Raw genomic sequence first — 25,550 nt, forward strand, 5'->3', positions numbered from 1 at the left:
CAAGACGAAACGGTTGTCACCGGTTTTACTTCGGGAAGTTTTTCTTTCGTCCGGCAATTTTTTCTCACGGAAGCGGCGCTTTACGGTTGTATTCCGCCGCCGAAGGTGTTATCGTTATTCATTGAACTTTCAAAGCGATGAAACGCCGAAAGCCATCCGGGAATTCCGGACGGCTTTCGGCGGCAACCCTCTGAACAGGATCTGGCATTTATGGAAAAAACAGTGGTAAATTTCGGTTCCCTCAACATCGATTACGTCTACGAAGTTCCCCATATGGTACAGCCGGGAGAAACCTTGCACAGCCGCCGCCGGCTGGTCGGTGCCGGCGGCAAAGGCGGCAACCAATCGATCGCGCTGGCCAAAGCCGGGGCAAAAGTCGCCCATGCCGGCAAAATCGGTCCGGATGGAGCGCTGCTGCGCGAAACGCTGGAAAAGGCCGGCGTCAACACCGATTTGCTGTTCACCAGCGCCGGCGCCAGCGGCCATGCGATCATCCAGGTGGATGCCGACGGCCAGAACTCCATCATTCTCTTCCCCGGCGCCAATTTCGAATTGACGGCAGCGGAGATCGACCGGGTCGTCGATGCGGCCTCCGGCGGCTTGTTGCTGCTGCAGAACGAGATCAACGCGCTGCCCGAAATTATGCGCAAAGCGCACGCCGCCGGCTGCCGGCTCGCCTTCAACTTCGCACCGTTTTCGCCGGAAGACGCCGGGGCATTGCCGCTGGAGCTGGTCGATTACCTGATCGTCAACGAAATCGAGGGAGCCGGGTTGAGCGGCGTCACGCCGCCGGAAGAAATTCTGGCCAAATTGTCCGGGCGCTTTCCGAATACAGTGATCATTCTGACCATCGGCAAGGATGGCGTCATCGCCCGGGAAAAGGAGCAAATCTGGCGGGAACCGGCCGTCGACGCCAAAGTGGTGGACACCACCTCGGCCGGCGACACCTTCATCGGTTATCTTTTGGCGGGCATACTGGAAGGCATGCCGCTGCCGGAAGCATTGAAGCTGGCCAGTCGGGCCTCGGCAATCACAGTCAGCCGGCCGGGCGCCGCAGACTCCATTCCACACCGCAGCGAATTATGATTTTACAGCATGGATAAGTTTTTTTTGCATCATACGGCCCGCATAACGGACATTCGTCCCGGAGGCCGGCGAACGAAACAAATTCAAACAATAAAAAACCATCGCTCCGGGTACGACCCGGGGCGATGGTTTTTTATTGGGACCTACGACATTCCAGACCACAAGCTTCGCGATTTCAGCTTACCGCTGAAATCTTGTCGGACCGCTGACAATTCTCGGCAACCGCCCGGTGGGCTGGCGGTAAGCGCCGGAAATACCGGCGCTTCTGAAGAATAACTTCGCTCCGGTGAAGCCGGAGCGACCAGCGGTGTCCGCCCGCTGGACCGCGTCCGGGTACGACCCGGAGCGATGATTTTTTATTGGGACCTATGACATTCCCGACCACAAGCTTCGTGATTTCAGCTTACCGCTGAAATCTTGTCAGACCGCTGACAATTCTCGGCAACCGCCCGGTGGGCTGGCGGTAAGCGCCGGAAATACCGGCGCTTCTGAAGAATAACTTCGCTCCGGTGAAGCCAGAGCGACCAGCGGTGTCCGCCCGCTGGACCGCGTCCGGATACGACCTGGAGCGATGGTTTTTTATTGGGACCTATGACATTCCCGACCACAAGCTTCGCAATTTCAGCTTACCGCTGAAATCTTGTCGGACCGCTGACAACTCTCGGCAATCGCCCGGTGGGCTGGCGGTAAGCGCCGGAAATACCGGCGCTTCTGAAGAATAACTTCGCTCCGGTGAAGCCAGAGCGACCAGCGGTGTCCGCTCGCTGGACCGCGTCCGGGTACGACCCGGAGCGATGATTTTTTATTGGGACCTATAACATTCCCGACCACAAGCTTCGCGATTTCAGCTTACCGCTGAAATCTTGTCGGACCGCTGACAATTCTCGGCAACCGCCCGGTGGGCTGGCGGTAAGCACCGGAAATACCGGCGCTTCTGAAGAATAACTTCGCTCCGGTGAAGCCGGAGCGACCAGCGGTGTCCGCCCGCTGGACCGCGTCCGGGTACGACCCGGAGCGATGGTTTTTTACTGTTTGAATTCGCTTCAATTACGCGGCAAATTCCGCAGTTGCCCGGCCACCCGTTCGGCCAACGGCAAATCCGGCAACACCAGATCGGGCAGACGTGAAAACGGAATCATTTCCACCGTCAACGGGCCGTTGTAATTATTTTCCTGCAATGCCGCAAACAAGGCCGGGAAATCGACCGCTCCCTCCAGCAGGTCGTCACCAAAGCCGTGCAGGCCGCCGCAACAGTCATTCTCGACAAAATTCTTAAGGTGAATCGCCTTGATGCGCGACCCCAGAATTTCAACGTAATCCTGTGGCCGGCCGATATAACAGCAGTTGCCGACATCCAGATAACTGCCGATATATTCGGACCGGAATTGATCGAGATAATAACGCCACTCCATCGGCGAAAGCAGAAAACGGTTCCAGACATTTTCCAGCGCGATGGCTACCCCGAGACGACGCGCCAGCGGTTCCAGTTCGGTCAACGATTTGACCGACTGATCCCACACCGTCCGATAGGGCAATACCGGTCTCGCCGGTTCCCAGGCCACCCGGGTGGCGCCGGGCACCATCAATACCGCTTCGACGCCAATCCAACTGCCGATTTCGAGATAACGCCGGGTGAAGGCCAGCGCCTGCTGCCGTTCGGCCTCCTCGCCGGCCCCCAGCGAACACCCCCAGTAAAAACCGGTCGCCAGCGTCCGCAAGCCGATCCGGTGCGCATCGGCATAGGCGCGAATTTTACGGCACTCTTCCTCGGTAATCTCGACCGGCAGCGCATCTCCGACCGTCAACTCAACGCCGTCGAGCCGCTGTTCGACGGCAAAATCGATAAACTCATACGGTGTGCGTTCCCCGGAAAATCCGCCGAACACCCAATAATTCAATGCTTTATACATATTCCACCTTTTCTTCCATTCCGGATTCCACCGATTTGGCTTCGGCCAGTATGACCGCGTAAGAGTCTAGAATCTGCTCAAGAGTCTGGTAACGGTCCGGCACGATATTTTCTTTCACGCAATCGACGAAATAAGCGAGCTGCCGATGCCAGCCGGTCGGCAAAGCCGGATCGGCCACTTGAGGCGTTTCAACCCGACCGTCGTTCCAGTAGATCTGATAACCAGCCGCGGAAAAACGCAATGTCGCCCGTTCCGTCACCAGCAGGAAGCCCATTTCAAATCCGGCCTGTCTGGCCAGATCCCATCCCCCCTCGGCAACGATCAAAGCGCCGTCGCCATAACGGTAACTGGTAACCACATGGTCGACGCCGCCGGCGGAGACCACCCCTTTGACGCCGGAAGCGAATACCGTCTCCGGCCGGCCGAAGAAATAGCAGACCGCATCGGTATCGTGCAGGTGCAGATCGAGCAGCGCGCCACCGGAGCGTTCCGGGTCCATGAACCAGTTTTCCCAGGCGTTGCCGTCGACCGACGGCGACAGGCGGGTAAAGTTGGCGGTCCGGATTCTGCCGATCGCACCGGAACGGTACAATTCGCGGGCATGGCGATATTCCGGCCAGGCGCGGATGCACATGCCGACATTGAAAAATCCGGGAGAACGGCGGACCGCCCCGGCGATCGCCAGCATTTCCTCCCGGTTGCGGCACAACGGTTTCTCACAGAAAACGTGTTTGCCGGCCGCCAAAGCCGCCAGAACGTAACGGGCGTGATCGTTGGTCGGCACACAGATGTCGACTACATCGACATCCGGACTGGCAATCAAATCCAGTGCGTCGTCGAAGACGGCAATGCCGCCCAAATCCAGCAACCGGGAATTGTCGCCGCCGCCGATATTGCCGACCACCTTGCTGACATCGCCGGCCCGCTTGGCCGGATCGACATCGGCGACGGCGACCACTTCGGCGGCGGCGAGATCGCGGTAAATGCCGAAATGCGTCGTTCCCATGAACCCCAGGCCGATCAGGCCGATTCTGACTTTTTCCATGCTCGTCATTCCTTCCATTGATTTGGACTGTCCGTTTTTTCCGGATTCCGTTTCTCCACGCAGCAAACCGGAACTTTAATGATTAAGTATACCGAAACGCCATCGAAAAAACAATGGATTTCCTGGCAATCAAGTAGATTTTCCAGCAATTTATGCCATTTTATTTACCAAAAACCCTGACGGGAGTTTCACCGGATGCCATCTCAACCGCCTTTGCCATTGGAATTGATTCTGCGACCGGAGGTGCAACGGCTGCTCGATCACTTTGCCGCCGTGATGAAAGTACGGGCGGTCTTTTTCGCCGCCGACGGCACGCCGCTCGACGATGGGCGGCGCCAGGAAGGCAACTGCGATTACTGCCGGTTGATTCAGCAGCGTTTCCATGCCCGGCGGCAGTGTCATTATCTGGATGCCAGAATGCAGCAGGCCAGCTTGCGCTCGCGCCAGATTGAATGCTATGTCTGCCATGCCGGGCTGGGAGAAATGATCGCGCCGGTTTTCGCCGAAGGCCAGATCGCCGGCTATATCATGATCGGTCAATTCCGGCCCCGGGCCGCCCGGCCGCCGGTTTTCGCCGACGAAACCTTACAGGCGGCCTGGGAACAACTGCCCGGTTTCAGCGAGGCGGAATTGGACGATTTGAAAGGATTGTTCCACATGCTGGTCGACTACATCGTCACCCGGGAACTGGTCGGCTGGCGGGGCGACCGCCGGCGGGAATTGATCGAACACTACCTGGAAAAACATTTGTGTGACGACATCCGTCTTGCCCAATTGGCCCGTTACGCCGGCTGCAGCGTCTCCGGCCTGACTCACTGGCTGCGGGAGCATTTTCATTGCAGCTTCAAGCAACTGCTGACCGGCAAACGCCTGAACCGGGCTGAACAACTGCTTCGCCGCCACCCGGAATTGAGCATCGGCGAAATCGCCGCAGCGGCCGGCTTCCAGGACAACCACTATTTTTCACGGGTTTTCCGGCAGCGCCGCGGCTGCACACCGAGCGAATGGCGCCGTACGGCGATTTCAAAAGACAAATGCGGCAATTCATACAAAAGCTCTGTCGGCCATGGCCAAATCTTTTATCCCGAATAATTGTATCGACAAATTCATACAATAAATTACTTTTGGGAGATAATTTCTTTTGCAGAAGCAATTGACGCAACTCTTCTCCCAATGCCCAGACATAAGATTCCCGCCATGTCCAAGGAATTGTAGACGAAAAAACAACTGGTCGAAAGTCATCACTGCAATGAAAGCACGCAGGTAATAATTCTTTATATAGCTCTTTTTCCGTCAATTCCGCTTGACAAAAGCGTTTCAATAGAACTGACATTTCTTCGGAAACCATTAGTAAACAAGTCCTTTCGTCCAAATGAAAATTTTCTTTTTTCACTGTTCTTATTCTATCACCCATCTCCTTTCCGGTGATTTGGTCATTCCCCGGCCATCAACTTTGGAGTGTTTCCGGTTCGATGCCTTCTATTTTTCGAACCAGATCACATAGAGTTCCATCTTTCAGAGCCTGAAAAACGACTAACAACAACTTCTGATCCAGGAGAGTATTATCACTGATCAATTTCTCTTCAACCTTCTCCAAGCCAACCTCACCACTCTCCCGATAAAAAAGAGCAAGAAAATAAGTTATATTTTGAAAATATCCAATAGTTTATTGCGCTGCCAGCTATTTTCCCCTGCAAAACTTAAATCGTAAAAACTTCCCATTCCGGCACGAAGACTAAGGTAAGTATTTACCGAACGCTGTTGATCCCATTCGTCAATCGACTTCTTGATCCAATTAACCCAATAATCTTCTTGTTCTAAAACCAACAGCAAATGAGAGGCGACCAAAACATCACGATAATAACTTATAAAAATTATCTAAATCATAACGTGCCATAGGTGGAAGCTCTGCTGTGGCTCCATAGGGAATTTTAAGACTTCTTGTGCCATATTTCAGGTCTGGTTTTCCTAATTGCTTTTCAAAATCTTCATAAGAACTTTGAAAAGTAATTTCAAATGGCAGCTCTCCTTGAAAAGGACGAAAACCTTCGTAGCCTTTAGCCCCAATCAAATGTATGGCAGTGAAAGTTGAATCTTCAAAATGTAATTCGATGCCGTGCTTCCTTAGCGCTACAATATCCCGACCAGCCGATTTTTGAAATCTTCCTTTCCAATCATATTTTTGCATAAAAGCAATCACTTCCGGATCATCCTGCGGCCTGCCAACCATTTTGAGATATTCACACATGTTATACCTGGGTTGAATCAAACTATAAAGAATGATTCATATTCTTATTTCAACTTCCTTTTCTGTCATTCATATTTTTGCAGGAAATCAAGCACTTCCGGAGCATCCTGCGGCCTGCCGATTATTTTAAGACATGCTTCTTGTTAAGACTTTTAACCATTTTGAGATATTCACACATGTTAAGATATTTAACCTTACCTGAGTTGAATCAAACTATAAAGAATGATTCATATTCTTATTTCAACTTCCTTTTTCTTTCATTTATGATCTTCGGTCCATAAGCTGGAGCTAAAAAACTAATCATCAGAATATTTCGAAAATTATCATCTTTGAATTTAATCTTCATTATATAATTCCCGAAATCATAAAATATCATAGGTGGAAAATCTATTACGTCTCCATAGGGAATTTTGAGACAACTACTACCATATTCCAGGACTGGTTTTCCCAATTTTTTCTCAATATCTTCATAGGAACTTTGAAAAGTAATTTCAAATGGCAGCTCTCCTTGAAAAGGACGACAACCTTCGCAGCCTTTAGGCCCAACCAAATGCATGGCAATTAAAGTTGAATCTTCAAATTGTAATTCTATACCGTGCTTCGCCAATGTTACAATATCCCGACCAGCCGAATTTTTAAATCTTCCTTTCCAATCATATTTTTGCATAAAAGCAATCACTTCCGGATCATCCTGCGGCCTGCCAACCATTTTGAGATATTCACACATGTTAAGATATTTAACCTTACCTGGGTTGAATCAAACTATAAAGAATGATTCATATTCTTATTTCAACTTCCTTTTCTTTCATTCATATTTTTGCAGGAAAGCAAGCACTTCCGGAGCATCCTGCGGCCTGCCGATTATTTTAAGACATGCTTCTTGTTAAGACTTTTAACCAGTTTGATATCTGGCACATAAGCTGGAGCGATAAAACTAATCACCGTAATATTTTGAAAACTATCATCTCTAAATCCAATCGTCATTGTAAAATTCTCCAAATCATAACGTACTATAGGTGGAAGATCTATTGTAGATCCATTATGAGGGAATTTAAGAATTCTTTTACCATATTTCAGGTCTGGTCTTCCGAATTGCTTTTCAAAATCTTCATAAGAACTTTGAAAAGTAATTTCAAATGGCAGCTCTCCTTGAAAAGGACGAAAACCTTCGCAACCTTTAGGCCCAATCAAATGTATGGCAGTGAAAGTTGAATCTTCAAAATGTAATTCGATGCCGTGCTTCCTTAGCGCTACAATATCCCGACCAGCCGATTTTTGAAATCTTCCTTTCCAATCATATTTTTGCATAAAAGCAATCACTTCCGGATCATCCTGCGGCCTGCCAACCATTTTGAGATATTCACACACAAGAAACGTCCTTTCCAAGAAGATATTTATGCTCCGGCTTGTTCCGTGGCTTGGGTCGCCCTCTCTATATAGCGCCTGGCTTCTTTCCGATTCCAAACGTAATCCGGAGATTTTACCATCTCCGCAACAATGGGCGCCAGGCGATATTCTTTTAAGCGCCGAAGGGCATATACCACATGGCCAACCACATCGTGATCCGACAACGAAGCTTTTAGAAATTCAAAGTCATAGCGCTTCAATTTCGGCAGCAGCATAAAAAAACTCTGTCGGCCATGGCCAAATCTTTTATCTCGAATAATTGTATCGACAAATTCATACAATAAATTACTTTTGGGAGATAATTTCTTTTGCAGAAGTAATTGACGCAACTCTTCTCCCAAGGCCCAGACATAAAATTCCCGCCATGTCCAAGGAGGTGCCGCTGGGTTCGGGAATATATCTGGTCGAATTTCCTCACTGCAATGAAAGCACGCAGCTAATAATTCTTTATATAGCTCTTTTTCCGTCAATTCTGCTTGACAAAAGCGTTTCAATAAAGTTGACATTTCCTTGGAAATCATTTTTCTACTCCATTTTTTTGTTTAATTCTTTTATAATTATATGTAATGCATCTTGTGGATCACCCGGAAGACATTTATGATCCGGCTTGTTCCGCGGCTTGGGTCGCCCTCTCTATATAGCGCCCGGCTTCTTTCCGATTCCAAACGTAATCCGGGGATTTTACCATCTCCGCGACAATGGGCGCCAGGCGGTATTCCTTTAAGCATAGAAGCGCATATACCACATGGCCGACCACATCGTGGTCCGACAATGAGGCTTTCAGAAATTCAAAGTCATAGCGCTTCAATTTCGGCAGCAACATAAAAAAGCTCTGCCGGCCTCGACCAAATCTTTTATCCCGGATAACTGTGTCGACAAATTCATACAACAAATTGTTTTTGGGAGATAATTTCTTTTGCAGAAGTAATTGACGCAACTCCTCTCCTAGTCTCCAGACATGAGTTTCCCGCCATGACCAAGGATTATCATAAGGGATAGCCGTAGGTCGGACCATGTCACTACAATTTAAACATTCCTTCAGTAATTCTTCGAAAAACTCTTTTTCTGCAATTTTATTTTGACAAAAACAATCTGACAAAAAATTCATTCTTTCTGTAGTCATTATTCTACCTTTTTATTTAATTCTTTTATGATGATATTCAATGCATTTTGTGGATCATTATGTAATTCCTGCAAAGTTTTTGAAACTCTTGTTCTGACATCAATAATTAAATCAACTCTTCCATTTGGACCAACATGTTTAATGTCCTCCTTTAATTGAGAAGTAAGTGACTGAAAATTTACATTTTTCACTTCTTGAAAATGATGCTCATTAACAATTCCATCAGGAATAAAGTACTCTTTATTAGGAAGCTGACTCGGAATGTGTTTGGTATTCTTTACAATTCCAGCATTAATTTCTCCTAGTCGTCCCTTTTCCACATTTTCTTTCAGGCGGCTAACTTGTGTAGAAACATTATTAATGTCGGCAGCCTTCTCTCCCTGCTTCCACACTCTGGCACCATCGGCAGCCTTCTCTCCCTGCTTCCACACTCTGGCACCATCGACAGCATGATCCCCCTGCTTCAGTAAGCTAGAGGCACCTTTGGCTCCCCCCAAACTCTCTTTTACGATTTTTTTGGCAGCGGTACCAAGCCTCCCCACCAAGTTGACTGCTGTAGTTACCGCCTCCCAAGCAATTTCCTCATCTGAAAGTTTTCGTCCTGAAGCATCCTGCTTAGCACCAAAAGTCAGAGATTCATGCAATACAGGAATATTGCTTATATAAAAATTCATAAAGGCTTGGCTGCCACTGTTAATACGCTGCACGCCCTGCATGTCCTCTGGAGCCTCTTCTTCCAACGCTCTGTATCGTTGAGCAAAGAATGTCTGCTCAAGGGGAATGGTTTTCTCATCCAATGCTTCCAGCCCCAAGACATCGATCAGATTCACCGGATTGTTCCGGCAATAGAGATAGTTGTTCGGGCCGTCCGGGTAACCGGATGGGTCGCGGGAGATGAAACGGCCGAGCTCGCCGTCGTAATAACGGAAACCGAAATAATCAAGCTTAAGCGATGCGGACCGTTCTTTCGTGCAGAACAGCCGCTCGTTGTCGTTGTTGCCGGTCGAGGAAGCGACCACCCCCCAGGCGCCGTAACAGTTTGTCGCCGTCACTGCCCCGGCGTCATTGCACAACGCCGCTGTCGAGCCCAACAGATTATAGAGGAAATATTCCCGGTCGGCACCCAGGCCATTTTCCGTATAGATCACACTGCCGATGCCGCCGCCGTAGCCGCCGGCGCGCACCAAATGAGTTGTCAAAGAACCCTGCGAATCGTATTCCTGCACCGATTCGCCACCATCGTAAAGATATGATACCGTAACTTCGTTTTCGGTTTTTGCAAGACGGCGGCAGCGATAATCGTACACCGCGCTGAAACTGGAAATGCCGTCGGCGCTGACATCGACCAGGCGCCCGGCCCGGTCATAGCTGAAGCTTTCCGTCACGCCGCCGGTGGTCCGGGTCGCCAGTTCACCGTTGAGGTTGTAACTCCAACTGGTCAACAAGTCGGTGTCGTTCTTCGCTTCCGTCACCTGGTCAAGCCGATTGACGGTATAGGTCGTCGTCGTGCCGTCAAGCTGTTTGGTCAGCCGGTTGCCGGCGGTATCATAGGTATAAACTGCCGTCGCGCCGGTGCTGTCCGCCTCACTCAGCAACCGGTAAACGTTGTCATATGTGTAGCGCAGAATCCGGTTCGAGCGGCCGGAGCCGCTCTCATCAATCCGCAGCCGGTTGCCGGCCCGGTCCAGGCGGTAGGCGGCGGTATACAAATTCACGCCGTTCCGGGTATGGGTGATCTTCGTCTGACGATTCGCGGCATCGAAAGTGTAAGCCGCCGCCACGCCGTTCGGCATCAGCATCGTGATGCGGTTACCGGCATTGTCATAACTGTAAGTCGTTTCTTTCGCCGGTCCGCCGCTGGTTGTGGCGGTTACTTTGGTCAGCAGATTGCGCCGGTCGTAAGTGCAATTCAAGCCGCGGCCGGACGGATAGGAGACCGTCAAACGGTTGCCGACCGCATCGTAGGTGCTCGAAATAACACTTTGCTGCGTCCAGGCCGAACCAGTTTTCTTCGAGGTTTTTTCCGCCGTCACCCGACCGAAAAGATCGTAGGTATAGCTGGTCCGGTGCGTGTTTTCAGTCACCTGGGTAATCTGTCCGTTCAGATTGTAGACATATTCCCGGTTCTGCTCCATCGCGTCGAGATAGCCGGTCATCTGCAGCCGATTCAACGCGTCATAGGCATAGCCCGTTTCCTTGCCGTCCGGCCGGATTAACGACAGCAGATTGCCGTTGGCATCGTACGTGTTCGTCGTCGTCCGTTCCAGACCGGTGACGCCGGGATTCAACGTTTCGGTCAATTTCCGGTTCAACAAGTCATAAGTCCAGACCGTCACCCGGTCGCCGCCCGACCGGGTATTGCGTACCGTTTGCTTGACCGGATTGCCGGCCGCGTCATAGACGTACTCGACGATGCCGCCGGCCGCATCGGTCGTTTTCAGCTTCCGTCCGCCCTGGTCATAGACGTTCGTCGTCACCTTGCCGTTCTCATCGGTGGTCGTCAACACCCGTCCCACCTTGTCATAAGTCGTCAGCGTCGCCGGGCGCACCGACAGGGCGGCACTGTCCGCCGCAGTGTAGCAACTGACCGACGGCAACTGGGTCTGAGTCAAACGGTTCGCTTTGTCGTAGGTGTAATTCGTCGTATAGTTGCGTCCGTCGGTGGAGGACAGTTTGTTTCCCACCGTATCGTAGGTGTAGGAAGTCGTTTTGCTCTCCGGATCGATGACCTTGATGACCCGGTTGAAATTGTCGTATTGCGTTTGCGTCACCAACGGCGTCGAACCGCGCATGACCTGCTCCCGGGTGACGTTGCCGTTGGCATCGTACTGATAAGTCGTCGTCAGCGGCGTACTGCTGCCGGATCCGACCACCTGCTGCGTCAACTGTCCCAGAATGTTATAAGTATTGACCGTCAAAAAACCGCGCGGATCAGTCTGACGCAGCACGGCGCCTTTTTTGTTGTAAATCGTCGTCGTCACCGGCGAAGTCACCGTCCCGGATTCGCCGTCCAATACCGCCGGCAAGGTTTCCTTGACCGGACGATTCAACTGGTCGAATTCCGTCACCGTCACTCTGCCGAGCTTGTCGGTTTTCCTGACCGGGTTGCCGGCCAGATCATAAGCAAAAGATTCGGTATGATTTAACGCATCCTTTCGAACCATCAAACGATTCAGGGCGTCATACTGCATCGAAGTGGTCTGGTCGCCGCTGCCGTTTGCTGCCGCGCCATTGCGCAAAACAGCCGTTATCACATTGCCATTGGCGTCATAGCTCAATTCCGTTACCGCTGAATGCGTCGCATCCAGGTCAACTGTCCGTTTCGTCGGCCGCCCGGCGCCGTCATAAACAAAAGAAGTCGTATTTCCCTCCGCATCCACCAATTGAACCGGTTTGCCGGAAGCGTCGTAAACGTAGCGCGTCACCAGATTGACCGAGGAAGTCAAGGCCAGCGATTCAGTCAATGGCTGATGAAAAGCGTCATAGGTGTAAGTGAATACCTGATCTCCGCTGCCGGGCGACGAATTGTGCAGCGTTTTTTTCTGAACGTTTCCCTTGCGGTCATATTCATAACTCTCCAATGAAATTCCCGACCGCTTCTTATTGGTCACCTGAAACAGCGAATCATAGGTCAACTCGGTGGCAATTCCTTTCGGATCGGTAACCCTGGTCGGCTGGAACCAACTGTCGCTGAAAATATCGTTGCCGGCAAAACGGCCGTAGGCATAGGCTGTCACCAACGGCGGTCCGGATGGATTCGGGCGCGATTCCGAAATCAGCCGGCGGCGGCCGTCATATGTATAAGTCGTCACGCAGCCGAGTGGATCGGTATAGGTCTTGCGGTTGCCGGCCGCATCGTATGTATACTGCTCCGTAACATCATCCGAACCGGTCACATCAATTCGTTTTGACAGCAGCCGGAACATATTGTCATAGGTGAAATAAGTCCAGGTGCCGTTCTCGTCTTTCTGGGCCGCCACCTGTCCCATCACCGTCCGGCGGTATTCCACGGTCGGCTGTACCGACTGTCCGGTGGCCGGATTGATCACGGCCGGCCGGGTGATCTTCTCCAGCTTGCCCAGCGTGTTGTACTGGTAACTGGTCGTGTTGCCGTTGCCGTCGGTCTCCTCCAGCAGCAGACCGCGTTTATCGAATTTTTTGACCGTGACGATGTTCAATTCATCGTTGCAGCCCTTGACGGTCGCCGTGTCCTGCCAGCCGGAAGCGGTGTATTGCCGCTGATACAGCGTCACCCGCCCGGCGCCGTCAACCGTTTTCTTGACCAGGCCGTAATCGTCATACTCGAATTGCAATGTCCGGACCGCCTCGCCGCCTTTTTTCGTCACTTCCCGGAGGCGATTGCCTTTGGCATCCAAAGTATAAACCGACTTTACCTCATTGGCCGTATCGAGTGCGCCGGCACTCCCTGCCGAGCTGTCCGGGGCATAATCCGTATCGCTGACGCTGGTCATCACATGGAAAGTCGGATCATAGGTAAAATATTTGCCGACATATTTCTTCAGATTGTAGTCATACCGCAATTCGCCGCGAGTATTGTTGTACTGAGGATAGGGATAGATTTTGACCGGATCGTTGGAAGGCAGCAGAGTCGTAACCGGCGGATTATAAACGTAAGTGATTGAGGCCCCGTCCTCATCGGTAGCCCGGATCAAATTCGAGGCGTAATTCGTTTCGAAGCCGTATTCCCAAACCGCCGTCGGGCCGCTATCGCTTTTATCCGACTGGCTTCCCAAAAAGGTACGGCGAGTCTGAGCATAAGAAAAACTCTTCAAACTGCTGCGAATCGGCGTGCCGCCGCCGCTGCTGACCTGGGTTACCGAAAATCCCCCGCTGATCACCGGTTGTTCAAAGCAATATTGCCAGACGTTGCCGTTGGTGTCGGTCACCCGGTTGATGATACGGTTGTCATAGCATCTCGCCAAATCGGTACGGAATCTCGGCCCGCATGCGTCCATTTGTTCAAACTTGACCGTACCGTCCGGAGAAGTCACCTGGGACAATACCAGGGCTTTCCGGGGCGTTATCACGTCATTGTATAAAATATCGTTGACATACTGAAATGTCACAGCATTGCCGTTGGGATAAGTGATCGAGCTGATGAGATTGTACCCGGTATTGGTATTGCCGACGGCATATCTGTTCGAATCTTCAAAATAATAATGAAGCGAACACCATTCAATGGTTGAGCGATTGAGGTTATAAGTGTAGCGAAAAGTCGGCCGTTCGGAAACCACCGTACCGTTTTCATAAACGCCGACTGCCGGCTGCTGAACGCTGGTCAGAAAATATTTCCCGCCTTTTATTTCGTAATTGTAATTGTAGGTGTTGCCGGCCGGATCGGTGACACTGGTAATCTGTCCCGCCGTCCCGTAGGCAACCGTCAGGGCAATGGCGGCGGACTGGTCGGCGTTTGCCGGGACATAGACCAATTTCACCGGCCAGGTTAACTGTCCCGGCTGGGTGGAATATTGGTATTCGATGGCATTGCCGTTGCGGTCGACCACCTGCGCCAGACGGTATGTTGCCGAGTTGATCGGCTGAAAAATATACTGCGTCCCGAATTTCCTGGTCCAGGTAATCGTATTGGTCGTCGAATCCCTGACGACGCTGCTGCCGAAAGCCGCCGCCGAAGCAAAACCGTTGGTTACCGGCGAATAGCTCTGTGTGGTCGATTGGTCCGGAATACCGTCTGCCGTGAAAACATATTCAGTACCGGTTTCATCATAGACTTTCAACGTCGTGGAAATCCGGCCGAAAATACTGCCGGAAGTTGTATTGATCAAAGTCAGTTGCCCAACCTCGGCCCGGGCTTGAAAGTTGGAGCGCCACGCCTCACCGAAGCCAAGCGGAAAACCGGCCGGCGGGGCACCGGAATTTTCAATTTGATAAGAACGCCGCACTTCCAGTTTCAAGTCGCCATTGCCTACCGGAATCGAAATGTCGGCAACGGAAATGCTCGGCATCAGCGAGCCGACATCAATTCGGAAAAAAGAATCGGGCTGGTCCTTTTCCTCCTCCTGCTGCGGTCGCTTCGCCGCCTCCGGCAAACCGTGAATATCGACATACATCGGCTGGGGAACCGCCGGCCCTTTCAACGCAATGGATACTTCACCGGAGGACGACGGCGGCAGAGACGGACCTTCCTGTTCCGGCGGTGTCGTCGGATCTTCCGGCAGAGACGGCGGGGCCGGCGATTCCGGCGGAGACGGTTCCGGCGGCTCCGGACCGGTGGGGTTGTAGTACGGCACTACGGTAATCGTGCCGCCGTCCGACGCTTCGAAGCCGCATTCGAAGCAGCGGACCAGCAAGCCGAAAGAACGGGTCCCCGGCGTAGAACCGCCAATGGTCCCATCGCCGTTGGCGCCGGGATAATAACGCCCCCAGGGATGGAAACGTTTGTCCGTGACTTCCGTATATCCGCAACGCTTGCATTTCTTGGAAACATAGTAGTAGCCACAGGAACATTCGATCACCCAGCTTGGCGAATAATTGGTATATTGCTTTATGGTGACATTCCTGGCGGATAAGAGGCGAACGCTGCCACTGCAATTCTTGGATATCGGCACATTAAAAAAATCATGGGGCGGACATAGCGGCGGATTATTTTCATTGGCGATCAAAATGCTGCATGTCAAGCCGAAGACAAACATCGCTAACAACGATTTCAGTAATCCCATCTTTCCCTTTGCCCTTTGTTAAAAATCACTAGCAATAAAACACAGATAAAAAGCGTAATCAATCAAAATAATAATACATAAAATATTTCAATCTACACAGCAAATTCAAATCTGTCAAGATAAATGCTTATTTATTTTTCAAAAAAACATTTTCCCTATAATTTACATTTTTCAGAGAAAACATTTCACTTATTTTTTTTAATCTTCAAAATATAATGAAATTTATCTTCCATTTATCTCAAATCGCTGTTTGTCAGTCATTTGCTCACAATTATAACTTTTACCCTATTTTACTTTCCAAATAAGACGATTCGTTATTTCCAGATATGACGAATTCCCCTGTTCCCAAACCTGATTATCATTTATGTTTTCCTTTTAAGCTTCTTGCATTTTCCCGGTTCCTGAGGTATAAATACCCTCGAATAATCAAGCAGGAAGGTCTTCGATATGGCTAAATGCAGTTTCGCCAAAGTAACTACGCGTGGAGTTTACGACTCCCGTATCGCCCGCGGCGCCATGGCGGATTGGGAATATGGCACCGAATTGTACGGGCGGTTCTTTTATCTGGAATCCGAAGGGCAACGGACCCTGGTCGCGGCCTTCGATTTTCTGGGGACCTTCTCAAAAGACGCTAACCGCTGGCGGCGGGCGGTGGCGGAACGCACCGGAATCCCGGTAGATCATATCTGGTATCATGAGTTGCAGATTCATGCCGCGCCCAAAGGGCCGGAACTGAGCGGCGAAGTGATCGATCGCCTGGTGGAACGCTGCATTCCCGTCATTCTGGAGATGATGGACCGGGCGGAGGAATTCACCTGTCAGGTGGCGGAAGCCGACTTCGGGACCGAAGGCAATTTCAATCGGGAGCAATATGTGGCGGGCCTGGGCGGCGTCACCGTCTGGTCCGGAATGGATTTCGACGGGGAAGGACGGCCCTGTACGCAGAACGACAAAATCATGCTGCTGCGGGGATATCATCCTCTTCTGCCGGTGTTCGACAAGCCCATCTATTTCGACAACCCGGCGGACCCCAAAGCTTATTTGTTCCGTTTTTCCAATCGAAAAGGAGAAACCATCGGCACTGTTTCCCGGTTTGCCGGACATCCGGATGTGGCAGTGCTGTTTGAATTGCGGGGCGTGGACGACCAGTACAAATTCAATTTCGACTGGCCGGGCTACCTCTGTGAAAAGCTGGAACGGGACCTGGGCGGAACCGCCGTTTATCTCAATGGTCCCTGCGGCGATTTGACGGTGAAGAAAGGGTTCGCCGGGATGGATAGCTATGAAGCATGCGCCGCGGAAGCGCGCCGCCTCGGAGAAAGTTTCGCCGACCGCCTGGAACGCCGGTTGGCCGACCGCCCCCGGCCGTTGAAAAACGCCGGCCGGCTGAAGGCGGAGACTTTTCATCTGGAAATGCCCATGCGGGATGATTTTCCGATCAGTCACGATTTTTCCCGCTGGGCTGAGGAGGTCGACGCCGCGGAACAAAGACTTCAGGACGCCATTGCCGCCGGAGCGCCCCCCAGCCGGGTCAAACAACTGATCGATGACCGGTTCCGCGCCTCCGATGAACGTTGGCTTCTGCAGGATGGCCTGGGCTTCGACGACGAGATTCTGCGCCGCCGCCGCGTGCCGGTGACGGTCTCCGCCCTGCAACTGGGAGAATACACTTTCGTCGGGGTGCCGGGCGAGAGCCTGTGCGACATGTCCATCTGGCTGCGCTCCCAGTTCACCGGCGTAAAAACCATTCCGGTGGATCAGGTAAACGGTTACTACGGCTATGTGGCCACGCCCCGGTCGCTGACGCTGGGCGGCTATACCTATTGGTCCAGTTGGGTGCGCCGCGATGCCACCGACGTGCTCAAGAAGCAGTTGACGCCTCTTCTCGAAGCGTTCATCGGCTGGGCGGAAAACGCGGGAAGAAAGAACAGTTTTTTTCTTCCCGCGTTTCGTATCGTTTAATCAAAACGGCATCAATCGGTCACCAGGTTCAGCATCTTCTCGGTGGCGATGATCGCCGCCAGCAACTGGTCGCTGTCGACGCCGGTGGTAATCAGCGCCCGTTCACCGGCTTGAGCTTCCCAGGTGATCGTCGTCTCCACCAGCGCGTCGGTTTTGCCGCCCGGTGGAATTCGTACCTCGTAATCCTCCAGCCGCGGCAATACCACACCGACCGTTTTCAACGCCTTGCGGACCGCCTTCATAAAAGCATCGTAGCCGCCGTCGCCGGAAGAACTCGCCTCCAGCGTTTGGTCGTGATAATCGATCACCACTCTGGCGACCGGCTCGGTACGGGCACCGTTGGTCACCTGGAAATCCTTGATTTTCACTCTGCTGTCCAGCGGCGTCCGCAGCACCGCCGCGATGATAAACGGCAAATCCGCCGGCGTCACCTGCTTTTTCTTATCGCCCAGCCGGACGATTTCCTGAAGCACCCGACTGCGCATTTCCGGCGCCAGTTCCAGCCCCATCTCTTCCAGATTCTTATCCAGCGACGCTTTGCCGCTCAATTTCCCCAGCGCGTAATTGCGCCGCCGGCCGAAACGCTCCGGCAGCAGCTCGTTGGCATACAGGTTGCCTTTTTTATCGCCGTCGGCGTGAACCCCGCAAGTCTGGGTAAAGACATCGGCGCCGACCACCGGCGTATTCCACGCACAGCGCTTGCCGGAAACCGCCTGAACGACCGCGGTGGCATATTGCAACTGTTTCTCGTTGACATGGGTGGTGCGGTCGGTCATATCGTTGACCGCCACCACCAGCGGCGCCAGCGGCTGGTTGCCGGTCCGTTCGCCCAGGCCGTTGACCGTCGTATGAACCCCGCTGATGCCGGCGCGCACCGCGGCCAGCGAATTGGCCGTCACCAAGCCGTAATCATTGTGGCCGTGGAAGTCCAGCTTCAGCGCCGGAAACGCCGCATAGATCCAGTCCAGATAAAGCGATACCTGATCCGGCGAAAGAATCCCGAGCGTATCCGGCAGCATCACCCGCGCCACCGGCACTTTCTGCAATTCCGCCAGGAAATTATAGACATAGGTGAAATTTTCGCGCATGCCGCCGGACCAGTCTTCCAGATAGACATTGACCGCCAAATTCCGGCTGGCGGCATATTCGATGTCGCGCAGCACCTCGGCGTAATGCTGCTGCGGCGTTTTGCCCAACTGCACGGTGCAATGCCGCTCCGACCCTTTGGTCAACAGATTGATCACCCGCCCGCCGGCATCGCTGATCCAGTCGACCGATTTGCCGCCGTCGACAAAACCGAGGATTTCAAGGCGATCGCCGAGATTATGGCGGTCCGCCCATTCGACAATCCGCCGGACGCCGTCGCGTTCGCCGTCCGACACCCGTGCCGAACCGACTTCCAGCCGGTCGACCCGCAATTTGCCGAGCAGCATCCTGGCCAACTGTTGTTTTTCCTGCGGTGTAAACGCCACGCCCGGCGTCTGTTCGCCATCACGCAGCGTCGTATCCAGCAACTCCACATACCGCCCGAAACGGTTTTTCTGTTCCATTATCGCAAAATCTTTCCTGTTTTCCAAATAAAAAACGGCCACGCTTCAACCCGGTGAACGAGCGGCATGGCCGATGTTTCATTATTGGAATGGAGCACGCACGGACACCTGTCAGACTACGGCACGGGCCTCGCCGGCAATGTCCAAGCAAGACCCGGTCATAATGCCGATCGCCATAATCAACAGATTCAGATGTTGCACGTACTTTGACAAGATCATTTTCTTCTCTACCAATCGAAAGTTTAAATCTAAATATAGCCGATTTTTTTACAAAAAGCAATCCCCTGCCGGTAAAAAGATTTATTTTTTTTATTACGCCCGTTCCGGACTGTTCTATTGCCGGGCGATGATCTTCTCGCCCAGCGTCGCCAGCGTCAAGCCCTGCCATTTCTCCTTCGGCTGCCGCGGGCAGAACCAGAGCAGGATAAAGGCGCCGATGAAACTCAGCGGCAGCCCGAAGGCGAAACTTCTCGAACGCGGCAGATCCGTGATCAGCAACTGGCTGTAGCCATACCAGATCAGCATCCCGAACGACCAGCCCAATACGATCATGCCCAGCAGCGCGCATATTTTAGATGAACGCAGTTGCCGGCGCCGTTTCACCAGGTACGGAACCAGCAGCAGCGCACCAACCACCAGCGGAATCAGCACATGGATGAAATCCAGTTTGCCCGCCCAGCCGAGCGGCATTCCCGGCTGCCAGAGCGCCTCCGCCCGCCGGGAAAGAATGTACCACAGATTGCCGGACAGCGTTTCGCCGAAGTTGAAGAAAGTGAAGCCCCAGATCAGTTTCGCGTTTGCCCGGTCGGACAGCACTGCGAACAGAAACGCCGGCAGCACCACCGCGCCGATCAGGCCGAAAATCGTTCCCACCTCGACCAACGACTGTTCCAGCCAGCGGCCGGAAACGTCCAGCGCCAACCCGAGCAGGATGGCGAACAAACCGATCACGAAGGTCGCGCAGCGCGACACCGTGACCTCCTGTCGCGGCGTCAGATGCCTGTTGATGAAACGCTGGTGGAACTCCTTCAGCCACACCGTCGCCATCGAGTTGATGCCGGAGTCCAGCGTGCTCATGATCGCCGCCAGCATCGCCGCCATGAACAAGCCGGGCAGCGGCGTCGGACATTAGGTAGCGACGAAGTGGAAGAACACCGCGTCGCCGCCCAGCTTCGCCAGCGCCGGGTCGAGATTCAGGCGATAGTATGTGGCGAGCGCCATGCCGATGAACTACATAATCAACACCGACGCAATGCCGAGCACCGTAGAGGTGATCTGCGATTTGAATCCCTCACGCCAGTTCCGGGTGCTCAGCAGCCGCTGGATATTGATCTGATCGCTGCAGGCGCTGGTCAGCGGCTCTATCACCGCGTTCCACAGCATCAGGAAGAACAGCAACCGGACATACGGCGACAGCGAATAGAACGACGGATCGGAAAATTGCGGCAGCCCGTGGCCTTCCCGGAACGTGCACAGCACCGCTTCCAGCGGGCCGCCGTCGATGCTCCGGCACAACACCCAGACGATCACCGCGAAACCGCCGAACAAGACGAAAAATTGCAGCACGTCGGTCCACACCACCGCCTTCATGCCGCCCATCACCGTATAAATTACGCCGAACACCCCGACCAGGGCAATGGTCACCCAGGCCGGCCAGCCGTAGGCGCCTTCGAAAATCTTCGACGTCGCATAGAGCACCATGCCGACATACAGCACCCGGCCGTAAAAAGCGGAAACCGCCACCACCACCCGCACCGTCGAATCGTAACGGTATTCCAAATATTCGTACGGCGTGTAGCTGCCGAGCTTGAAATAGAATTTCGTGAACAGCAGATAACACGGAATCGACAGCGGCAAAAGCACCAGCGGCGTCAGGATGAACAGCGTCAAGCCGTTGTTGTAGATTTCTCCGGGCACCATGACCAGCGATTTCGAACTCAGCAGCGACATCATGCAGGAGATGCCGATCGCCAGAAACGGCATGTTCCGGCCGCCCAGCAGATAGTTCTCGGAAGTGTTCTCTCCCTTGCTGAAATAAAACCCGATCCACAGCACCGCGATCAGGTATGCTCCAATGATGGCGTAATCCAATTCAAGCCTCCTTTCGGTAAAACAATTCACAGCCGACGGCCGGCTCAATCAATCCAGTTCGTCGCGGTATCGGGCCAGACACGCGGAAATGCGCTGTTTGGCCGCGTCGGAAAGCGAACTCATCTCCTGGGCGTAAGTGAATGGCGAAGCGATCAAACCGAGCTCGGCCAACGCATATTTCTGGCCGTTCCAGACATTTTCCAGCGACGAACCGTAGACGCCGTGAAAGATATCGATCAGAATATTCTGCCGCCGGATTGCCTCGGCAATATTGCCCGTGTCGACCGCCCCGGCAATGCCGGTCAGCACCTTCGAGGCCAGCGCCCCCATGCCGCACAGCATGCCGTCGCAGCCGACGATCAACGCTTCGTCGACCGCCCACTCCTGGCCCTCCAGGATCCGGGTGGACAAACGCCGTTCGTCCCGCAGACGGAGGAGTTCCCGGCGCAGGTACATGCTGCCGGCGGAATTCTTGATCCCCTTGAGCTTCGGATGCCGCATGATCGCCGCGAAATCATCCGGCGACAGATTGATGTTGTTGTTGGGCGGGCAATGATAATAATAGACCGGCCGGTCGGCGGCGTCGAGTACGGCAAAAATCGACTTGACCGGATCGAGCGCGCTGGTCCGGCCCGGCAGCATGAACACGTAACTGTCGAATTCGTAAGTTGAATAACGTTCCAGCAGTTTCAGCGACAGCGGCAGACTGGTCGCATTGATGCCGACCAGCAGTTCGGCCCGTCCCCGGAGCGCCGCGGCGGCAATCCGGATCAGTTCCTCCTTGAATTCCTCCGAAAAACTGCCCCACTCCCCCATGCTGCCGAGCAGAAAGAACCCGTCGACTCCGTGGCGGATATTGCGATCAAACAGCTTGTTCAATCCGTTTTCATCCAGTGATCCGTCGGCATGCAACGGCGTAATGGCGGCAGAATAAACTTTTTTTCTCATTTTTTTCCCGTTTTTATCGATTCGTTCCAACGATCGTCAAGCCGCCCAGCAATGCGGACGGACCAGCCGTTCGGCCAGGACCGGCACCATTTGCCGGATTGCCGCCAGAAGGTCTTCCGGCAGCGGCCCGGCCGACGCCAGTCGTAAATTTTCCTCCAACTGCGCCGGAGAATCCACCCCGATCAGGATGCCGGACAGGCCATTCTGCGACAGCAGATAGCGAAAATACAGTTCCCGCGGCGGCATTCCGGCGGTTCCCGCCAGCTGTTCCAACCGGCGCCGCAACGGAATGATTTCCCGCAATCTGTCCGGAATTTTTTCTTCCGGCATCAACAGCAATCCCTGCAGATAGACACTCCGGGCGAAAATCATCTGAGGCGCCGGCGCTTCCGCCAGCAGCCGGTTGAAACGCCGGTCGAGAATATTGCAGGGAATTTGCACGCAGGCAGCTCCGGCGACGGCCGGCACCACTTTTTCATCGAGCGACACGCCGGCGGCGCCGACCAGGCCGGCAGCGACGAACTCCTGCAAAATTTCCCGGTAACATAAATTGCCTTCTTCATGAAACAAACCGATCGGCAGCCGCTCCAGCTTCAGCCGCCGCAACGACCGCTCCAGACTGCCGCCGATGCGTTTCCTCGCCTCCGCCGCCGTCAGATTGCCCGGCAGATGCTCGATCTTGCTGACCACCGTCATCCGCCCGCGCAACCCCAGTTCGGCCAGCGCCCGGCCGAGGACGGCTTCACTTTCGCCGTAGTCGGCCGCGGTGTCCAGCATATCGACGCCGCCGGCCGCCGCGGCGGAAAGGATGTCGCAGACCGAACGATAGGAGGGTTGGCCCGACGTATTGGCAATGCCGTAAGGCAGACCGAACTGAACCGTGCCGAGAATCAACTTGACCGCCATGAAAATCGAACTCCTTTATTTCGCGGTATAACCACCGTCGACCGGCAAATTGACGCCGGTGATATAGCTGGAAGCTTCGGAAGCCAGAAAGACGACGACCCCTTTCAAATCACTGCCGTTCGCCATCCGCCCCAGCATCGTATTGCTGCTGTAATTTCGGACGAACCGGTCCGTCTCCCCGCTTTGGAAGCCGCCCGGCTCAATGCAGTTGACCCGGATGTTGTCAGTCCCCAGCACACTGGCGGCGAAACGGGTGAAATTGGCCATGCCGCCCTTTTCATAAAAATAGATCGGCGAAGGATGTTTCATCATGTCGGTTCCCAGGTAGTTGGACGGATTCGGGCCGAGCAGCCCCATATAAGAGCCGACGTTGATGATCGAACCGGAGCGCTGTTTTTTCATCTCCTGCGCCGCCAGCCGGGTCAGGAAGAACAACGATGACGCATTGACGTGCAAACTGGCGTCGAATGCCGCCATCGGCTGCTCCCAGCCGCCCGGAATCGCCGAACGGGTCACCGCGTTGTTGACCAGCACATCGAACCGGCCGGCTTCCGCCGTCACCGTCTCCACCGCCCGGCAAATCGACGACTCGTCGGCCAGATCGAGCCGGATGGCCCGCACCGCCAAACCCTGTTGCCGCAACTCGGCGGCATACGCTTCCGACGCCTCCAGATTCCGGGCGGCGATGAAGGTCAGCGCGCCGGCTTCCGCCAGCGCCGCGGTAATCTGCCGGCCGTAAAGACCGGCGCCGCCGGTCACCAGCGCCGCCCGGCCTTGTAAAGAAAAACTCTCCAATACGTGCATGGTCACTTTTCCGCCGTTCGGCCGCCGTCGCGGCCGGCCGCCTGTTTCAATGCTTTCAATTTCTCGAATCTGGCCGGATGGTTGGTCAATTCCAGCGTTTCATACAATTCAATTTCATCGATGGAGTCATCGGTGAACAATTCCGCCATATCCGCGTCGAAATCATATCCTTTCTGCGGGAAAGCCATCTCGCGGAAAACACCGACGGCGATGTCCTTCCCGGCCGCCGCCTCGGCCAGTTCGGCCGGAAAATAATCGCCGATCATCATCACTCCGTCAATGGAACCGTCGGCGAACCAGCGGTCGAAATGCCAGGGAATGCCGAGCGTTTTGGCCCAGCGGACCATCTTGTAATGGGCGCCGGCCTGTTCCGGACCGTTGGAAGTCGCCGTGAAATAGAGCGGCCGTCCGCCGGTTTCGGCTTTGCAGCGCCGCAAAAACTCGTCGAGCGCCTCGGCCCGCAATTCATCGAGCGCCGCCCGGTCGAAATCCTCATCCCAGATATCCCGGCCGTAACGGGCCAGGTACTGATCGCGCAACGCGGCATTGAAGCCGTATGCAGCCGGATCGGCCACTTCGCTGTGGCTGCGCAGATTGAAGAGAAAGCCGTCGAAGTCGTAAGCGGTCAGCTCCCGGAACCGGGCCACTTTGTGCGCCATCACTTCCGGCTCGGCGAACTCGCAGATGCCCAGGAAATAAGCTTCCCGCTCATCCGGCTCCGGTTCGCCGACGACAAATCCCAGTTGCCGGGTCCCGTAATCCCAGGCAAACCGGGCGAACGGGGAAAACACCAGAGCCGCCGCTTCGCCGCCGTTGAGCACCTGCCCCCAGACCGCCGGCACCGCTTCGCCGTCGACATTGAAAATTTGGCCGAGCGGCGTCCGGGGCTGATCGATCACCATCGCGAACCGGTCCTGCGGCCACGCCTGCCGGGGGACCAGCTTGACGAAAGGCCGCGTCAACTCCAGCTGGTCGATAATCAGTTTCCAGCGGCCGTCCGCCGTCTGCTCGGTCCGGAACTGCCGGGGACCGTCGTAAGGCCGGTATTCCCGGTTGTCCCCGCTGCACCAAATTTCCAACGTTTCATCGGAAAACTCCGGCTGCGGCCGGCCGGTGACGGAGCTGGTGATTTCAATCCGGCCGACCGGCCGGCGGCGAGCCGCCTGATTGATCGCTTCCACCTGCTGCGGCGAAAACGTCAAACGCGGATCACGCTTCGAATACCCGTCAAAGTTCCGGCGGAAAAACGGGTCCATCAACGGATAATGGCCGTATTCGGCCACCAGTTCCGGATAGTCGTTTTCCGACATGAAAGCCCAGCCGGCGGCATCGTCCCACAAGCTTTCCCAGCACCACACTTCCAAACCGTATTGGTGCCCGAGCCGGATCGTTTCCGTCAGCGGATCGTAAGTCCGCAGCGTCCGGATCAGCCGGTCCGGCCCCTCCGCCGCCGGAATGTTCCAATGATAGCCGCCTTCATCGCCGTACATCGCCGCCACTTTAGTCGGATAGAGCGTCAAACCGCAGCAGTTGACCCGCAGATAAATCTTATCCAGGCCGCCGGCCGCCATTTCGGCGATCCGTTTTTCCCAGACTTCCAGCGGATAATATTCCGAGCCGTCGGCCGCATTGTAAAACACGTAGTCCAGGAAATCAATCGTACTGGCCAGTTTCGGCCCCGCCGTTTCCGCCGCACCGGCGGCATTCCAGGCGGCCAGCAACAGTGCCAGCCGGAGAAAAATTTTCTTCATCGGATGTTCTCTCTTTGAATC

At 54.0% G+C, this 25,550-nt stretch carries 18 protein-coding genes; 3 read left to right on the forward strand and 15 right to left on the reverse strand.

Annotated elements, in window-relative coordinates; genetic code table 11:
• Window positions 1-210: 210 nt before the first annotated feature.
• Window positions 211-1,086: a ribokinase gene (locus HWX74_RS05870; protein ID WP_176012664.1), complete on the forward strand. Its 876-nt coding sequence runs from the start codon at window positions 211-213 to the stop codon at window positions 1,084-1,086.
• 1,043 nt (window positions 1,087-2,129) lie between these two features.
• Here the strand turns inward: HWX74_RS05870 and HWX74_RS05875 are convergent.
• Window positions 2,130-2,996, reverse strand: coding sequence for a sugar phosphate isomerase/epimerase (locus tag HWX74_RS05875; RefSeq protein WP_176012665.1), 867 nt, complete (start codon window positions 2,994-2,996; stop codon window positions 2,130-2,132).
• Window positions 2,989-4,041, reverse strand: a complete 1,053-nt coding sequence (locus HWX74_RS05880; RefSeq protein ID WP_176012666.1) for a Gfo/Idh/MocA family protein — start codon at window positions 4,039-4,041, stop codon at window positions 2,989-2,991. The genes HWX74_RS05875 and HWX74_RS05880 overlap by 8 nt, the downstream gene beginning before the upstream one ends.
• A gap of 195 nt (window positions 4,042-4,236) precedes the next feature.
• Here HWX74_RS05880 and HWX74_RS05885 point away from each other — a divergent pair, with 195 nt between their 5' ends.
• The gene (locus HWX74_RS05885) at window positions 4,237-5,133 is read left to right on the forward strand and encodes a PocR ligand-binding domain-containing protein (RefSeq protein WP_176012667.1); all 897 of its coding nucleotides are present in this window, start codon (window positions 4,237-4,239) and stop codon (window positions 5,131-5,133) included.
• Between the two features lie 760 nt (window positions 5,134-5,893).
• Here the strand turns inward: HWX74_RS05885 and HWX74_RS05890 are convergent.
• The 6 genes from HWX74_RS05890 to HWX74_RS05915 all read right to left on the reverse strand — a co-directional run bounded on the left by HWX74_RS05890 (window position 5,894) and on the right by HWX74_RS05915 (window position 15,517).
• Complete coding sequence (locus HWX74_RS05890; RefSeq protein WP_176012668.1) at window positions 5,894-6,289, reverse strand: hypothetical protein; 396 nt, start codon at window positions 6,287-6,289, stop codon at window positions 5,894-5,896.
• A gap of 235 nt (window positions 6,290-6,524) precedes the next feature.
• Complete coding sequence (locus HWX74_RS05895; RefSeq protein ID WP_176012669.1) at window positions 6,525-7,016, reverse strand: hypothetical protein; 492 nt, start codon at window positions 7,014-7,016, stop codon at window positions 6,525-6,527.
• Window positions 7,017-7,150: 134 nt separating this feature from the next.
• Window positions 7,151-7,657: a hypothetical protein gene (locus tag HWX74_RS05900; RefSeq protein WP_176012670.1), complete on the reverse strand. Its 507-nt coding sequence runs from the start codon at window positions 7,655-7,657 to the stop codon at window positions 7,151-7,153.
• Between the two features lie 26 nt (window positions 7,658-7,683).
• Window positions 7,684-8,217 carry a hypothetical protein gene (locus HWX74_RS05905; RefSeq protein WP_176012671.1) on the reverse strand — a complete coding sequence of 178 codons (534 nt, stop codon included), beginning with the start codon at window positions 8,215-8,217 and terminating at the stop codon, window positions 7,684-7,686.
• A gap of 74 nt (window positions 8,218-8,291) precedes the next feature.
• Window positions 8,292-8,819 carry a hypothetical protein gene (locus HWX74_RS05910; RefSeq protein WP_176012672.1) on the reverse strand — a complete coding sequence of 176 codons (528 nt, stop codon included), beginning with the start codon at window positions 8,817-8,819 and terminating at the stop codon, window positions 8,292-8,294.
• Window positions 8,819-15,517: an RHS repeat-associated core domain-containing protein gene (locus HWX74_RS05915; protein WP_176012673.1), complete on the reverse strand. Its 6,699-nt coding sequence runs from the start codon at window positions 15,515-15,517 to the stop codon at window positions 8,819-8,821. Before HWX74_RS05915 ends, HWX74_RS05910 begins: the two co-directional genes overlap by 1 nt.
• A 447-nt stretch (window positions 15,518-15,964) precedes the next feature.
• Here HWX74_RS05915 and HWX74_RS05920 point away from each other — a divergent pair, with 447 nt between their 5' ends.
• Entirely contained in the window at window positions 15,965-17,479 is a 1,515-nt protein-coding gene (locus tag HWX74_RS05920; protein WP_176012674.1) for a hypothetical protein, read from the forward strand.
• Between the two features lie 11 nt (window positions 17,480-17,490).
• On the opposite strand, the gene HWX74_RS05925 is transcribed toward HWX74_RS05920, so the two are convergent.
• The 7 genes from HWX74_RS05925 to HWX74_RS05955 form a co-directional block, all read right to left on the reverse strand.
• A complete protein-coding gene (locus tag HWX74_RS05925; RefSeq protein ID WP_176012675.1) occupies window positions 17,491-19,029 on the reverse strand; it encodes an alpha-isopropylmalate synthase regulatory domain-containing protein in 1,539 nt (512 codons plus the stop codon).
• Between the two features lie 333 nt (window positions 19,030-19,362).
• The gene (locus tag HWX74_RS05930; protein ID WP_368506805.1) at window positions 19,363-20,136 is read right to left on the reverse strand and encodes a hypothetical protein; all 774 of its coding nucleotides are present in this window, start codon (window positions 20,134-20,136) and stop codon (window positions 19,363-19,365) included.
• A gap of 123 nt (window positions 20,137-20,259) precedes the next feature.
• Window positions 20,260-21,120 carry a sodium:solute symporter gene (locus HWX74_RS05935; RefSeq protein WP_176012677.1) on the reverse strand — a complete coding sequence of 287 codons (861 nt, stop codon included), beginning with the start codon at window positions 21,118-21,120 and terminating at the stop codon, window positions 20,260-20,262.
• 48 nt (window positions 21,121-21,168) lie between these two features.
• Window positions 21,169-22,068: a dihydrodipicolinate synthase family protein gene (locus tag HWX74_RS05940; RefSeq protein ID WP_176012678.1), complete on the reverse strand. Its 900-nt coding sequence runs from the start codon at window positions 22,066-22,068 to the stop codon at window positions 21,169-21,171.
• Between the two features lie 36 nt (window positions 22,069-22,104).
• Window positions 22,105-22,974, reverse strand: a complete 870-nt coding sequence (locus tag HWX74_RS05945) for an aldo/keto reductase (RefSeq protein ID WP_176012679.1) — start codon at window positions 22,972-22,974, stop codon at window positions 22,105-22,107.
• A 15-nt stretch (window positions 22,975-22,989) separates the two neighbouring features.
• Complete coding sequence (locus HWX74_RS05950; RefSeq protein WP_176012680.1) at window positions 22,990-23,778, reverse strand: SDR family NAD(P)-dependent oxidoreductase; 789 nt, start codon at window positions 23,776-23,778, stop codon at window positions 22,990-22,992.
• 2 nt (window positions 23,779-23,780) lie between these two features.
• Window positions 23,781-25,529, reverse strand: coding sequence for a hypothetical protein (locus HWX74_RS05955; RefSeq protein ID WP_176012681.1), 1,749 nt, complete (start codon window positions 25,527-25,529; stop codon window positions 23,781-23,783).
• Between the last annotated feature and the right edge of the window lie 21 nt (window positions 25,530-25,550).

The sequence above is a fragment of the Victivallis sp. Marseille-Q1083 genome (genome assembly GCF_903645315.1).
GTDB lineage: Bacteria > Verrucomicrobiota > Lentisphaeria > Victivallales > Victivallaceae > UMGS1518.